12 protein-coding genes are annotated in these 15136 nt (G+C 65.0%); 5 read left to right on the forward strand and 7 right to left on the reverse strand.

The genetic code is table 11. The features are described from left to right. Nucleotide 1: 1 nt before the first annotated feature. The 7 genes from D0T21_RS12335 to D0T21_RS12365 all read right to left on the reverse strand — a co-directional run bounded on the left by D0T21_RS12335 (nt 2) and on the right by D0T21_RS12365 (nt 10104). Entirely contained in the window at nt 2–3661 is a 3660-nt protein-coding gene (locus D0T21_RS12335) for an EAL domain-containing protein (RefSeq protein ID WP_116989564.1), read from the reverse strand. 16 nt (nt 3662–3677) lie between these two features. After that, nucleotides 3678–5162 carry a PAS domain-containing sensor histidine kinase gene (locus tag D0T21_RS12340; RefSeq protein ID WP_116989563.1) on the reverse strand — a complete coding sequence of 495 codons (1485 nt, stop codon included), beginning with the start codon at nt 5160–5162 and terminating at the stop codon, nt 3678–3680. 72 nt (nt 5163–5234) lie between these two features. Next, nucleotides 5235–6179: a triacylglycerol lipase gene (locus tag D0T21_RS12345; RefSeq protein ID WP_116989562.1), complete on the reverse strand. Its 945-nt coding sequence runs from the start codon at nt 6177–6179 to the stop codon at nt 5235–5237. Nucleotides 6180–6208: 29 nt separating this feature from the next. Then, nucleotides 6209–7864 (reverse strand): GMC family oxidoreductase, encoded by a 1656-nt coding sequence (locus D0T21_RS12350; protein WP_116989561.1) that lies wholly within the window; start codon nt 7862–7864, stop codon nt 6209–6211. Continuing rightward, the gene (locus D0T21_RS12355; RefSeq protein ID WP_116989560.1) at nt 7861–8385 is read right to left on the reverse strand and encodes a twin-arginine translocation signal domain-containing protein; all 525 of its coding nucleotides are present in this window, start codon (nt 8383–8385) and stop codon (nt 7861–7863) included. The genes D0T21_RS12350 and D0T21_RS12355 overlap by 4 nt, the downstream gene beginning before the upstream one ends. Before the next feature lie 93 nt (nt 8386–8478). Beyond that, nucleotides 8479–8739, reverse strand: a complete 261-nt coding sequence (locus D0T21_RS31695; protein WP_147328098.1) for a hypothetical protein — start codon at nt 8737–8739, stop codon at nt 8479–8481. A gap of 576 nt (nt 8740–9315) precedes the next feature. Beyond that, complete coding sequence (locus D0T21_RS12365; RefSeq protein WP_116989558.1) at nt 9316–10104, reverse strand: RNA methyltransferase; 789 nt, start codon at nt 10102–10104, stop codon at nt 9316–9318. Between the two features lie 216 nt (nt 10105–10320). On the opposite strand from D0T21_RS12365, the gene D0T21_RS12370 reads away from it, so the two are divergent. From D0T21_RS12370 to D0T21_RS12390, 5 genes are all read left to right on the forward strand, one after another. Next, nucleotides 10321–10782 carry a cache domain-containing protein gene (locus D0T21_RS12370; RefSeq protein WP_116989557.1) on the forward strand — a complete coding sequence of 154 codons (462 nt, stop codon included), beginning with the start codon at nt 10321–10323 and terminating at the stop codon, nt 10780–10782. Nucleotides 10783–11021: 239 nt separating this feature from the next. Beyond that, nucleotides 11022–11819 (forward strand): inositol monophosphatase family protein, encoded by a 798-nt coding sequence (locus D0T21_RS12375; protein ID WP_043479992.1) that lies wholly within the window; start codon nt 11022–11024, stop codon nt 11817–11819. Between the two features lie 201 nt (nt 11820–12020). Then, on the forward strand, nt 12021–13424 hold the full coding sequence (locus D0T21_RS12380; RefSeq protein ID WP_116989556.1) for a DEAD/DEAH box helicase: 1404 nt from the start codon (nt 12021–12023) through the stop codon (nt 13422–13424). Between the two features lie 87 nt (nt 13425–13511). Beyond that, the gene (otnI, locus tag D0T21_RS12385) at nt 13512–14291 is read left to right on the forward strand and encodes a 2-oxo-tetronate isomerase (protein WP_116989555.1); all 780 of its coding nucleotides are present in this window, start codon (nt 13512–13514) and stop codon (nt 14289–14291) included. A gap of 69 nt (nt 14292–14360) precedes the next feature. Then, a complete protein-coding gene (locus D0T21_RS12390) occupies nt 14361–15128 on the forward strand; it encodes a hypothetical protein (RefSeq protein ID WP_199538442.1) in 768 nt (255 codons plus the stop codon). Nucleotides 15129–15136 lie beyond the last annotated feature (8 nt).

Here is a 15136-nt window from a genome sequence, read left to right on the forward strand (position 1 = left end):
CTCACTCCTTGATGTCTGCGGTAATCGGCTGCAGCGGCAGCGCCGGCGCGTGGCCGCCGTGCACCTGCGCATGCAGGCGGAAGCCTTCGCGGATGTTCTCACGCAGCACCGCGCCCTTCCACGGCTTGGTGTAGAAGCGGTCGATGGCGCCGTGGTTGATGGCGGCCATGATCGGCGTCAGGTCGGCGTAGGCCGACAGCATGATGCGGAAGGTGTCCGGCGCCAGGTTCTTGACCCGCTCCATGAACTCGGTGCCACTCATCAGCGGCATGCACTGGTCGCACAGGATCACCTGCACCCGGTTCTGCGCCAGGATGTCGAAGCCTTCGGCCGCGGTCTGCGCGGTCAGGATGCGGTAGCCGTCCTGCGACAGGAAATCGGTCAGCACGTCCAGCATGAAGGCGTCGTCGTCGACGATCAGCAAGGTCTGCTGCTCGACCACGTTCTCATCGGCCGGCGCCTGCAGGAAGCGGCCTTCGCGCAACATCATTTCGAAGTCGTCTTCCGGCAGCGGGCGGCTGAAGTAGTAGCCCTGCATCTCGTCGCAGCCGTGGCGGCGCAGGTAGGCCAGTTGCGCATCCTTCTCCACGCCCTCGGCGATCACTTCCAGCTTCATGCTGTGCGCCATGTTGATGATGGCCAGCACGATGGCGGCGTCGTCCGGATTGCTGGTCACCTCGCGCACGAAGGCGATGTCGATCTTCAGCTTGTCGATCGGGAAGCGCTTCAGGTAGGCCAGCGATGAATAGCCGGTGCCGAAATCGTCGATCGAGATCTGGATGCCCAACGCCTTCAGGTTCTGCAACACGGTGATGGTCTCTTCCGCGTTGGACATCAGCGAGCTTTCGGTCAGCTCCAGCTCCAGCAGTTCGGGCGCGATGTCGTGCTCCTTGATCGCCTTCAGCACCTCCTCCTCCAGGCCGCCGACGAAGAACTGGATGCCCGAGACGTTGACCGACAGGTGCACCGCACCCACGCCAGACTTGCCCCACAGCGCGATCTTGCGGCAAGCCTCGTGCAGCACCCAGGTGCCGACCCGCACGATCAGCCCGGTCTCTTCCAAAATCGGGATGAACAGCGCCGGCGACACCATGCCGTGGCCCGGACGTTTCCAGCGTATCAGCGCCTCGGCGCCGCTGATGCGGCCGGTGCCGATGTGGACCTTGGGCTGGAAGTGCAGCACGAATTCCTCGTTGTCGATGGCCCGGCGCAGCGCGTTCTCCAGGTCCAGCCGCGCCAGCGATTGCGCGTTCATTTCCGAGGTGAAGAAGCGGAAGGCATCGCGCCCCGCTTCCTTGGCACGGTACATGGCGGTGTCGGCGTACTGGATCAGCGTGTCGGGATCGGCGCCGTCGTCCGGGTAGACCGAGATGCCGATGCTGGCCGTGACCGTCACCTCGTGGCCCTTGAGGTCGAACGGCCGGCGCATCGATTCGCGGATCTTGTCGACCACGGCGATGGCGTTCTGCGCGCCCTCGGGCAGCATCAGGATGGCGGCGAATTCGTCGCCGCCGAAGCGGCCGATGGTGTCACGCACCCGCAGGCAGTCGACCAGCCGGCTGGAGAACTGCCGCAGCAGCTCGTCGCCGATGGTGTGGCCCAGCGTGTCGTTGACGTTCTTGAAGCGGTCGACGTCGAGGAACAGCACCGCCAGCGACCACTTGTGATCGTTGGCCTGGCGCAGCGAGTGGCTCAGCGAATCGTAGAACTGGCTGCGGTTGGGCAGGCCGGTCAGCGTGTCGAAGTGGGCCAGCTTGAGCAGGCGCTGCTCGGCTTCCTTGCGTTCGGTGATGTCGCGCGCCACCGCCACCAGGATCCAGCTGGGGCCGGAACGCAGGGTGCGCCGCTGCACTTCCACCGACAGCGGCGAGCCGTCCTTGCGGTACAGCAGCAGCTCGGTCATGGCGCCGCTCTGGTCGCCGGCCAGCAGCTTGTCGTACAGCTCCTCCAGGCGGTTCAGCTCGCCCTCGATGGACTTGTTGGGGCCGACCTTGAGGAAGTCCTCGCGCTCGTAGCCCAGCATGCGGCAGGCGGTGACGTTGACGTCGACAAAACACATGCCGGCGCGGTCGACCAGGAAGATGGCGTCGGCGGTGGCGTCCATCGCCAGCCGGAAGCGGCGCAAGTCCTCGTCGAGGCGGATGCGGGCGTTCATGTCCAGGGTCAGCTGGGCGTGGTGGCGCTTGATCTCGTCGTACAGCAGCAGGTTTTCGTAGGCCACCGAAATCTGCGCGGCCACCGTGGCGGCGACCCGCTCGTCGACTTCGGAGAAGCCGTCGGCGCCCAGTTTGTCGACCAGGTACAGCCAGCCGTGGATGCGCTCGCGCGAGGCGATCGGCACGCCGAGGAAGGAATGCACCGGCGGATGGCTGGGCGGCAGGCCGATGGTGGCCGGGTCGCCGTTCAGGTCGTTGATGCGGCAGGCCTGGCGCTGTTCCAGCAGGCCGCGCAGCACGCCGGCGCGCGGCGCCAGCGCGATCTGGCGGGCCGGCACGCCGGCGCCGCAGCTGGCGAAATACGCCAGCTCGGCCGCGCCCGGCTCCAGCACGCCGATACAGGCGTACTTGGAGACGCAGATGTTCTGCGCCACCCGGCAGCCGATCTCCACCAGCGCGCCGGGATCGCGCTCGGCGCCCAGCTCGATGCCCAGCTCGATCAGCGCGGTCAGCCGCAGGCTCACCGCCTGCAGGCTGGAGAGCGAGCTGGTGAGCCGCTGCGTCATGCGCGTCAGGTTTTCCGGCGCCGTCTCGTCGGTCTCGTGGGCGAACTTGGACAGCAGCTGGCTGCTCGATTCCAGCTCGCCCAGGTATTCGGCCACCTTGTCGTCGATGTTGTGGAAGCGCCCTTCCTGCGGCGGCTCCGGCGCGAACGACGGTATCTGTTCGTCCTCGGCCACTTCGGCCAGGCCCAGCGCCTCGTGCACGGTGCGCAGTATCACTTCGGGATCGGACGGCTTGGGCAGCACCCAGCGCACGCCGCACGATTGCGCCACGGCCATCGCCTCGCGCTCGCGGTAGGTGGCGGTGTAGAAGATCACCGGCACGTCGGCCGTCTGCGGATCGCTGTGCAGGCGGGTGACGAATTCGTAGCCGTCCATGTTCGGCATCAGGATGTCGGAGATCACCAGGTCGGGCTTCTCGGCCCGCACCATGGTCAGGCCCTCGGCGCCGTTGGCCGCCTCCAGTAGCCGGTGGCCGCCGTAACCCAGCAGGGTCATCAGGAATTCGCGGTTCAGCACGTGGTCGTCCACGATCAGGATGGTGGCGATGTCGGATTTAGCCGGGGCCGACACCGCCCCGGTCAAGAAAGACTCGATCTGCTTGACGAAGCTGTCCGGCTCGACCGGCTTGCCGATGTAGCCGTCGAAGCCGGCCTCCAGCAGTTTCTCGCGGTCGCCCGCCATCGCCAGCGCCGTCACCGCCAGCGTCGGGATGTGCTTGAGCGCGTCGTCGCCCTTGAGCGCGGCCACCACGCCGTAGCCGTCCAGCTTGGGCAGGTGGACGTCGCAGATGATCAGGTCCGGCACTTCCCGCCGCGCCGCGGCCACGCCGGCCTCGCCATCGCTGGCCGACAAGGGCACGTAGCCGAAGGCGCGCAACAGGTACACCATCAACTCCATGTTGGTGGCATTGTCTTCTATGATCAGGATACGTGCCGACACGTTGAGCTCCCCTTATTCATCGTTCCAGCGGCAGCGCCAGGGTGAAGATGCTCCCCGCGCCAGATTCACTTTCAAACACAATCTCGCCGTGCAGCAGCGCCGCCAGGCGCTGGCTCAGGTGCAGGCCCAGTCCCGTCCCCTCCAGCTGCCGCACCTTGCAGGCGTCGAGCTGGGAGAACGCCTGGAACAGCGTGGCCTGCTCGTCTTCGCCGATGCCGATGCCGCTGTCACTGACGCTGATCGTCGCACAGGCGCGCTCATGAACCGTGCCCTGCTCCAGCCGCACCACGACGCGGCCCTGGTCGGTGAACTTAATCGCATTGTGGAGCAAATTCATCAGTATCTGTTGCAGCGCGCGGCGGTCGGCGACCACGGTCAGGTCGTCCGGCGCGCTGACGAATTCCAGTTCCAGTCCTTTGTGCCGGGCCTGTGGCTCAAACAGCAATAATATCTCGTCGATCACCGCGCGGCATGGCATGGGCTTCAGGTCGAGCGCCAGGGTGCTGGTTTCAATCTGCGTCAGTTCCAGCAAGTCGTTGATCAAGGATAGCAGATGTCGCGCACTGCTTTGCACGGTCCGCAGCTGTTTTTCCTGGTCATCATTAATTGGCCCAGGCAACTTCATCAACATAGTACCCGTAAAACCGATGATCGCGTTCAACGGCGTGCGCAATTCATGCGACATGCCGGTCAGGAAGCGGTCCTTGGCGGCGTTGGCGCGCGCCAGTTCGGCGTTTTTTTCCTGCAGCGAGCGTTCGATCCGCTTGCGTTCACTGGTGTCGCGGATCGCGCTCATCACCAGCGTGCCCTCCTCGGTGACGATAGGACTCAGGCTGATCTCGATGGGGAATTCCACGCCGTCGCTGCGCAGGCCGTACAGCTCGCGGCCGCCGCCCATGGGGCGCGCCACCGGCTGCTCATGGTAGGCGTTGCGGTGCGCCAGGTGGCCAGGCCGGAAGCGCGGCGGCATCAACTGCTCCAGCGCCAGGCCGCGCATGCCGCCGCTCGGGTAGCCGAACAGCGCCTCGGCCTGCACATTGACCAGCACCACGCGGCCGCCGGCGTTGGCCATGATGATGGCGTCCGGCAGCAACTCCAGCAGGCCGGCGAAGCGCGCCTGCACCAGCTTGGCGTCGCGCAGCACTTTCAGCGCGGTGACGTCTTTTTTACTCCACAAAATATACTCGGGCCGGCCCTGCTCGTCATGCACCAGCTTGGACGTGCTGTCGATGTACACCAGCGTGCCGTCCTTGGCGTGGCGCATCGATTCATAGTTGGCGGCGCCGCTCTGCAAGGTTGCCCGCAGCACGGCGCGCTCGTCGTCGAGCAGGCTGGCGGGTACGATCAGCTCGGCAAGCGTGCGGCCCTGCGTTTCGGCGGCGCTGTAGCCGAAGATGGCTTGCGCGCCATTGGTCCAGCAGACGACCTCACCGTCCAGCGACGTCAGCACGACAGCGTCGGGCGTTTCGTTCAGGATGAGCGTGCCGAAGTCGGTTGCCATTGCGCCGCCTGTTGTTCATGGGTACACATCGATAAACATACAGTAACGAGCAACGCGAATATTCACACAAAATCACAATCGGGCCACGGAGGCGATTTCGTCCAGGGCGCAGCGCAGGATGACGGGGTGGCGGCCCAGCGCCACATGGCCTATGGCGCCGAATTCCAGGTTGCGCGCGCCCGGCAGCGCGCCGGAATCCTGCGGCGCGACGATGTTGTCATGGACAGAATAGATGGAGCTGAACAGGCCGCGTTGCAAATTTGCCTCAGATGCGGCCAGCGCCGCCAGCCACTCGCTGCGGTAGCGCATTTGCACGGCGTTGCCGCCCGGTCCGAAATGGGCCAGCGCGGTGCCGTGATGCGGCGTGCCCAGCGTGATCACGCGCGCCACGGCGGCCGCGCCGTAACGCCGCAACCAGGCGCGCGCCACCAGCCCGCCCATGCTGTGGCCGACGATGATGACTTGCGCGCTGCCAGTCGCCGCGCACAGCCGCTCGATGGCGGCCTGCACCTGCGGCGCGTAGGCGTCGATCGAGGCGCCCGGCGGTTCCAGGTCGATGCCGTAGTGGCTGATGCCGGCGCGCGCCAGTTGCGCGCTCAGCGGCCGCCAGTAGCCGCTGTTGCAGGCGTAGCCGTGGATCAGCAGCACCGGCAGGCCGCGCGCCTGCGGCTGCAACTGCATGCCGAGCGGACGCAGCATGTAGTAGGTCGAGGCCAGCATCGAGGCGCTGAATTCGTGCAGGAACAGGCTGGCGGCGCGGGCCGGATTGAGCGCGTGCGCGGCCGGCGTGGGCGCGCCCTTGCCGGCGCGCGAGCTGAGCAGGAAGTTGTTGACCGACAGCGCCACCCGCACCAGCAGCACGGCAGCCAGGCCGATGGCGAGGTAGGCCAGCGCCGTCAGCGGCGCATTGAGCGCAGTTTGCCAGGCCGGCCGCCACAGTTGGTACAGGCCGGCCGCCAGCGCCAGCGCGGCGCCGGCTTGCACTGCCAGCAACAGGATAATCCAGCGTTTGATCATGCCGCCATCATACCCCCCCGCCGGCAGGATCAGGTGCGCAACGGCCGGGCCGCCGGCTTGCCGGTCAGCTGCTGCGCCAGGCCGCTGGCCAGCCGCGCCACCACGCCGAAGATCGACAGCTGCGGATTGGCGCCAATCGAGGTCGGGAACAGCGAGCCGTCGTACACCGACAGGTTGGCCAGGCCGTGGTAGCGGCCGTCGGCGCCGCACACGCCCTGGCGCTCGTCGTCCGACATGGTGCAGCCGCCCATCACGTGGGCCGACACCACCCGCGTCGCCAGCAGCTTGAGCGGCAGCGCGGCGATGCCGGCCTTGGCCTGCGCCCAGCTGGTGTAGCGCGGCGCCGACTCGTGCACCGGCGACACATCCTGCGCGCCGGCGGCGAACTGAATCTCGGCCATCGTCAGGAAGGCGCGGCGCGCACCGTCCCAGATGAAATCGCTGATCGGATAATCGAGCACCGGCGCGCCGTGGCTGTCGAGCGCCACGCTGCCGCCGGGCGCGTCGGCGTGGAAACCGTCGCGCAGCAGCGCCAGGATGGCCTGCTTGTGCGGGAACTGCGCCATGTCGCCGGCGTGCTGGGCGCCGAAGCCGGCGGTGGTGGTCGCCAGCAGCAACGGATGCAGCGGCGGCACTTCCAGCTTGTAACCCATGGCGCCGTCGATCGGATTATTGTGCAGGAAGTGATCGGAGTACACCGTCTGCGGCGCGCCGGCGTAGCCGTCCACGCGCTGGTCGAAGGTGCCGGCCGAGATCACCACCGGATGCAGGAAGGTGCGCTTGCCCAGCAGGCCGTGCGGATCGGGCGCGCCCGAGCGCAGCAGCAGCGCCGGCGAGTTGATGGCGCCGCCGGCGACGATGTAGTGTTTGGCGCGCAGCGTGATACGGCGGCCGGTCGGCGCGCGGCCGGCGTCGTCCAGCGCCACGCAATCGAGCTGCGCCACCTTGTCGCCCTGGATCACGAAGCGCTCGGCGCGGGCGCGCGTCAGCAGGGTCGCGCCCTGGGTCAGCGCGCCAGGAATGGTGGTCACCAGCATCGACTGCTTGGCGTTGGTCGGGCAGCCCATGCCGCAGTAGCCCAGGTTCCAGCAGCCGTTGACGTTGCGCCGTATCAGCCCGGTCGGGATGCCCAGCTTGGCGGCGCCGCGGCGCAGCAGGTCGTTGTTCTCGTTGGGCGCGGCGGCCCAGTCGCTGATGTTGAGGCGCTGCTCCATCATGCCGAACCACGGCGCCAGTTTTTCCGGCGTGTAGTCCTTTAAACCATACTGTTTAGTCCAATACGCCAGCGTGATGTCGGGTGTGCGGAAGCTGCTGGTCCAGTTGACGGTGGTGGTGCCGCCGACGGTGCGGCCCTGCAGGATGTTGATGCCCTTGTCGCGCGTCTTGCGCGCAGCCGATTCCTGGTACAGCTGCGGGTAGGCTTCGGCCTCCTTCATGTTGAAGTCGGACGAGGAGCGCAGCGCGCCCTCCTCGACGATCAGCACGCGCAGGCCGGACAGCGCCAGAATCTCGGCGCTGACGCCGCCGCCGGCGCCGCTGCCGACGATGATCACGTCGGCTTCCAGCGTCAGGTCGGCGTCCAGCCGCGCGCAGTCGGTGACGCGCCAGCCGGCGGCCAGGCCGGCCCGGATCGGGTCGGGTATCGGGCCTTTGGCGGCGGCGATCGGGATATTGGTGTTGGTCATTTCTGCAGCTCCTTCAGCGGACCGGGATAGCCGATCGCGGCCCACGACGACGGCTCCGCATACCACGGGCCGAGGATCAGGTCATGCAAGGCCAGGTAGGCCGTTTGCAGCGCGTCGAGACGATGATGGCGCCAGCTTTCCAGGAAGGCCGCGACCTGCTGCGGCGCGGCCTGCTCCCAGCTGCCGGACACGCCGGCCAGCCAGCGCCGCGCGGGCGCCAGCGCCAGCAGGCCGAACAAGTCCTGCACTTCTTTTTGCGTGCCCAGCGGCAGGCCGTGGATGGCGGCCAGCGTGCGCGTCATGGCCGCCTCCAGCGCCGCCGCGCGCGCGGTGGCCTCGATCGGCAGCACCGGGCCCAGCATCGCCGGCACGATGGCGGCCAGCACGGCCTTGGCATCGCCGTCCAGCGTGAAGGGATGGGGGAGCGCCGGCGGGTTCGCCAGGCGATAGATGGCGCCGCCGACTGCGAGGGTGATCGCAGCGGCCGCGCCGATCTTGAGGAAAGATCTGCGGGTAGTCATGTCTCCGTCCGTCTCGTTTTTTTAATCCAGCTAGTGTACGTGAACGGGCGGACAACCTTGCGCGCAAAAAATAGAGTAAGGCGTCTAGTCGGATCAGGCGCGGATTTTGTCTCCAGCTGCAACCAGTTTCATTGCACGCTCACCCAGCCCGACGGTCAGGCTCAGCAAACCGTCAGAACGATCGCCACCACAGAGGAGCACACCCTTGACATGCACGGGTATGCTTTGCCCATCATGCAACAGCAAAGCGGAGGAGTCTGCCCTTACCCGCCCTTCGAGAATTCTCCCGTCCAGGATTCCAATTTGCGCATTATCGACTTTTCTGACCTTCGTAACTTCAAACGTATATCCCATGACAGGCCTCCGTGTTTCCGCGCCGCGCTCAAGAAGCGCCGCAACCTGGCGCTGGTTTCATTCCTCTCGACGCTGGGCAGGCCCCACCGCTTGGCGTTCTGCTGAAGAACTCTTGCAATCATGTACTCCATTGCGACGTCAGCCAGCATGTTTCCGCCCAAGCCCACGATATCATTGTAGATCCCTTGGTGGAACTGCAAAGCGTGACCTGCCTCCTCCAACAAAGTCGAGCGACTGGGATTTCGTCGCACGAAAATAACCTCAGACGAAAAGCAGCAGGCGGCAGCGGACTGCCAATTCAAAAATCGGCGGGCTTCCAGATCTTGATAGATATTGGGAAGCCGGACTGACTCCGGCCTTTTCCGCTGGTGGAAATAACCGCGCAGATCCTGGCGCATGCATCGAACCACCCTCTTGATCATTGCACGGTGTATCGGCCGGCCATTAATAATCCGTATTCTGAGCAGCATTGGAGCTCCTTGCGTCTGCCAAGCTTAGTGCAAACGACGAAGCATCAAAACGACAAGGAGCAATTCCAACGCATGGACCCGGCGTACTGTTTGGCGGTTGCGGCTCTCAGTCTTTGCGCTTGCCCACCATGTGGCGGGCGATGCCGCGCAGGATGTTGACTTCCTCGGTTTCCAGTTGGGCGCGGGCGAACATGCGCTTGAGGCGCGGCATCAGCTTGCGCGGGTTGCCGGCGTCGAGGAAGCCGATCTCCACCAGCGACTGCTCCAGGTGCTGGTACATGCCCTCGATCTGCGCGGCGCTGGCGGCCTCGCCCTGGAAGCCGATCTCGTTGGCGTCGCCGCTCGGCTGGCGTGTATTCATAGCCGGCGGCGCGCCGTCCAGCACCGCCATCCGGCATTCGTAGGCCAGCACTTGCGCCGCCTGCGACAGGTTCAATGACGAGTAGTCCGGGTTGGCTGGAATATTGATCAAAACATTACATTTCTCGACGATCTCATTCGGCAGGCCGAAACGCTCGTTGCCGAAAATGAGGGCAGCGTGCAGTTCCGGCTGGGCCGCCAGTTGCCCCGCCACCTCGCGCGGGGTCAGCACCGGCGGCGAATATTCGCGCAGCCGGGCCGACACGGCGGCGGCGAAATTGATGCCGTCCAGCGCCTCGGCCATGCTGCCGACCACCCGCGCGCCGGCCAGGATGTCGCCGGCGCCGCTGGCGAAGGCCACAGCCTCCGGGTCTTGCAGCGCGTGTTCGAAGCGGGGCGTCACCAGCACCAGATCGCTGAAACCCATGGTTTTCATGGCTCGCGCCACGGCGCCGATATTACCCGCGCGGCTGGTCTCGACCAGAATAAATCGCAGCTGTTTGAAAAGGTTGGTGTTGATTACTGGCAGGTTCATTTAAATTAAAATAGCGCTATCGCGCGGTATCGATACACAAATTGCAAGATTACCAAGCGGCCGAACCGGCCCTGCGCAAACCCGGATTTTACCCTGTTGGCGCGCGCCTGCGCCGCCAAGGTTATTCTTGTGAGCGGCAAACTTAGGGCGTAGCATGGACTTACCCGACCGCACGGCGCCGCCGCGCCGGCCGCCACATCCAACGGGGAGCATCTCATGCGACACTTTCTCAAGGCCGTCACGCTGGTTCTGGCGTGCATGATGTCAAATGCCATGGCGGCCGATGCGGGCGGGCGTGCCAGCGCCGACGAGGCGGTGGCCATGGTCAAGAAGGCGGTGGCCTATTTAAAGGCCAACGGCAAGGACAAGGCTTTTGCGGAATTCAACAATCCCGGCGGGCAATTCGTCGACCGCAACCTGTATATCTTCGTCTACGACATGAACGGCACCTGTGTCGCGATCGGCAACAATCCTCGCATGATAGGCAAGGTCCTGATCGACCTGCGCGATCCGGACGGGGTGTTCCAGGTCCGGCGCTTCATCGAGGTGGCCAACACGAGCGGCCACGGCTGGGTCGACTACAAATGGCCCAATCCCGTCAGCAAGGTGATGGAAGCCAAGTCGAGCTATGTCGAAAAAGCCGACGAGTTTGTCATCGGCGCGGGCATCTACAAATAGCGCCGGCGGTCTCGGCCAGGATAAAATCACCGCTGTTTGAAAAGATTGGTGTTGATTTGAGGCAGGTTCATTTAAAATAGCGCTATTGCGCGGTATCGATACACAAATTCCCCGGGATTTTACCTTGTCGGCGCCGCTCCGCTCTTTAATTCACTCTTGTACACTTTCGTGCTGCCGGGCAGGCTGAGGCCCCCGGTGGGCGTTAGCGTTCTTTTAACGGAAAAGCTTACATGCACCCAATGCTCAACACGGCGATCAAAGCCGCCCGCCGCGCCGCCGCCGTCATCAACCGCGCGTCGTTCGACCTCGACCGCGTTATCGTCACCGAGAAAAACCACAAGGACTTCGTCACCGACGTCGACCAGGCGGCCGAACAGGCCATCATCGAGGTGCTGTCCAAAGCTTATCCCGACCACGCCTTCCTGTGCGAAGAGTCGGGCCCGTCCAAGAACGCCAACGACGAGACTGAATACACCTGGATCATCGACCCGCTCGATGGCACCACCAACTTCATGCACGGCTTCCCGCAATACTCGATCTCGATCGCGCTGTCGCAGCGCGGCGTGATCACCCAGGCCGTGATCTACGACCCGGTGCGCAACGACCTGTTCACCGCGACCAAGGGCGCCGGCGCCTACCTGAACGACAAACGCATCCGCGTCACCAAGCTGGACCGCATCGCCAACGCGCTGCTGTCGACCGGCTACGTGGCCGGCAACGCCAAGGCGCTGGACGAATACCTGAAGATGTACGGCATCATGGCCGAACGCTGCCACGGCGTGCGCCGCCCGGGCAGCGCCGCGCTGGACCTGGCCTACGTGGCCGCCGGCCGTCTGGACGGCTTCTATGAAAAAGGCCTGAAGCCTTGGGATATCGCCGCCGGCGCCTTGATGGTGACGGAATCGGGCGGCATCGTCGGCGAGTTCAGCGGCGAGTCCGATTACCTGTACAAGGGCGACATCATCGCCGCCAGCCCGAAGATCTTCGGCCAGATGGTTGGTTTGCTGTCGCAGTTCGGTGAGCAGCCAAAGGCATAATTAGTAAAAGTAGAATCTTTGTTACAAAAAAAGGGAGCATACGCTCCCTTTTTTATTTCCTGATTGAAATAATTAACAGACTTAGCTGTTATACTCAGGCCTGCGGCACTCTGACCAGTCCTTTAGCCGCAGTGTCATCCACTCCGATTGCCTGCGACTGGCGCCTCAAATGCGACAGGCCTATCTTAACAAAAAGTCATCATGTCATTCTCTTCCCTCGGTTTGTCCGACGCTATCGTCCGCGCTGTTACCGAAGCCGGCTACACCTCGCCCACCCCTATTCAACAGCAGGCGATCCCTGCCGTTCTGAATGGCGGCGACCTGCTGGCAGGCGCACAAACCGGCACCGGCAAGACCGCCGGCTTCACCCTGCCTATCCTGCACCGCCTGTCGACCGACGCCAAAGGCGCGGCGATCACCAGCAACACCACTGCCCGCCCGATCCGCGCGCTGATCCTGACCCCGACCCGCGAACTCGCGGCCCAGGTCGAGGAAAGCGTCCGCATCTACGGCAAGTACACCAAGCTGAACTCCACCGTGATCTTCGGCGGCGTCGGCATTAATCCGCAGATCAAGCAGCTCAAGCACGGCGTCGACATCCTGGTCGCCACCCCTGGCCGCCTGCTGGACCACATGGAACAGCGCACCGTCAACCTGTCGCACGTGGAAATCCTGATCCTGGACGAAGCCGACCGCATGCTGGACATGGGCTTCATCCGCGACATCAAGAAAGTGCTGGCCGCGCTGCCGCCGAAACGCCAGAACCTGCTGTTCTCGGCCACCTTCTCGGACGAGATCAAGGCCCTGGCCGACGGCCTGCTGAACAAGCCAGCCATGATCGAAGTGGCGCGCCGCAATTCGGCGGTCGAAGTGATCGCCCAGCTGATCCACCCGGTCGACCGCGACAAGAAGCATCCGATGCTGTCGCACCTGATCAAATCGAACAACTGGTCGCAGGTGCTGGTGTTCACCCGCACCAAGCATGGCGCCAACAAGCTGGTTGAACAGCTGGGCGGCGACGGCATCGGCGCGATGGCGATCCACGGCAACAAGAGCCAGTCGGCGCGCACCAAGGCGCTGTCCGAGTTCAAGGACAACAAGCTGCAAGTGCTGGTGGCCACCGACATCGCCGCGCGCGGTATCGATATCGACCAGCTGCCGCACGTGGTCAACTACGACCTGCCGAACATTCCTGAAGACTATGTGCACCGCATCGGCCGTACCGGCCGCGCCGGCGCCACCGGCGAAGCGGTATCGCTGGTCTGCGTGGACGAGCACGACATGCTGAAGGACATCGAGAAGCTGATCAAGCAAACCCTGCCGCGTGAAGTGATCCCTGGCTTCGAGCCGGACCTGAACGCGCGCCCACAACCGGTGCAACTGCGCAGCGGCGGCCCTGGCCATCGCAACGGCGGTGGCGGCGGTGGCCGTAACGGCGGCGGACGCGGCAAACCAGCCGCAGCCGGCGCCAAGTCGGGCGGTGGTGGCGGCAACGGCGGCGGCAAGCCACGCGCGCCAGGCGCGCCGGCCGGCGGCGGTCCACGCACCGGCACCAGCGCCCCGCGCTCGGCAGCCCAGCACCGCTCCGGCGGCCGCGGCCGATAAGCAGCTCCCCAACAAAACCACCTTCGGGTGGTTTTTTTTATTTACGGTTACGATAGCGGCTGCCAGCCATTTCCCCCGGAGCCTGCCATGCCCAAATTCGCCGCCAACCTGTCCATGCTGTTCAACGAAGCGCCCTTCCTGGAACGCTTCGCACTGGCCCGCGAGGCCGGCTTCGACGGCGTCGAATTCCTGTTCCCCTACGCCTACGAAGCCAAGCAGCTGGCTGAGCGCCTGCGCCGCCATCAACTGCAACTGGTGCTGTTCAACCTGCCCTGCGGCGACTGGAACGCGGGCGACCGCGGCATGGCCTGCGATCCGCGCCGCCAGGACGAGTTCCGCGCCGGCGTGCAAAGCGCGCTGGAATACGCGACCGAACTAGGCGCCCCGCGCCTGCACTGCATGGCCGGCAAGCTCCCGGCCGGCGTGGCGAAGGAGCGCGCCCACGCCACCTACGTCGACAACCTGCGCTACGCCGCCGCCGCGCTGGCGCCGCACGGCATCGAGCTGCTGATCGAACCGATCAACCACTACGACATGCCGGGCTACTTCCTCAACCACAGCAGGCAGGCGCTGGACATCATCGCCGAGACCGGCAGCCCGAATCTGTTCCTGCAGTACGACATCTATCACATGCAGCGCATGGAGGGCGAACTGAGCAACACGATCCGCGCCCACCTGACTATGATCAAGCACATGCAGATCGCCGACACTCCCGGCCGCCACGAACCGGGCACCGGCGAGATCAACTACCGCCACCTGTTCCGCCACATCGACGCCATCGGCTACGACGGCTGGCTGGGCTGCGAATACCTGCCGGCCGGCGACACCATGGCCGGCCTGGGCTGGCGCCAGGCGCTGACCACCTGATCTGCGCATTCGCAACACGGAGCTTTTCAGCTGGGACAAAAATAGCTACACACTTTGTGGAGCGCGCCCATGAAACTCACCCGTGCCTTGCTGATCCTCGGATTACTGGCCCTGCTCGGCGGCTGCGCCAGCAGCACGCCCCGGATGGCGGAGGTGCGCGCCTTCGCCGCCCAGTCGCCCAAGCTGGGCGCCTACCATGAATTGACCGAGCGCTACCGCTCCACCTACCAGCGCGAACAACCCTTCCTGAGCCCCACCGCCGACGCCCGCGAGCACCAGCTCGACATCCAGCGCCAGGCCGCCTGCGACGACTTCGTCAAGCTGCAAGCCGGCGTGCAGGCTTATATGCAGGCGCTGGGCCAGCTGGCCGGCGACCGCCAGTACGACCTCGAGGACCAGGTCAAGTCCATGAGCGGCGGCATCAAGGCCTGGCCGGACAACGGCATCGACGATCGCCACGTCAACGCCTACGCCGGCCTGACGCGGCTGGTGGCGCGCGCCCTCACCCGGCCGGCGCAGGAAGCCGCAGTGCAGGAACTGATGCGCGACGGCCACCAGGCGATGCAGGAACTGCTGGGCGCCATGCGCACCCTGCTGCGCCTGTATGGCAAGACCAGCGACAACGAGGAGCGCATCGTGCTCGGCATGCTGGAGACCGAAATCCCCTTCCTCGACGCCCGCCGCGACCGCCTGCTGCTGGCGCTGGCCAAGGCCCAGCAGCACGACCGGCAAACCGAATACCACCTGTTCGGCCTGCGCAACACGCTGGCGCAAAACAACCTGGCCGCCATCGAGCAGAGCCACCGCGCGCTGCTCAACCAGATCCCGCAAAAATAAACCCAGCA

The organism is Duganella sp. BJB476 (assembly GCF_003416895.1).
Taxonomy (GTDB): Bacteria; Pseudomonadota; Gammaproteobacteria; order Burkholderiales; family Burkholderiaceae_D; genus Rugamonas.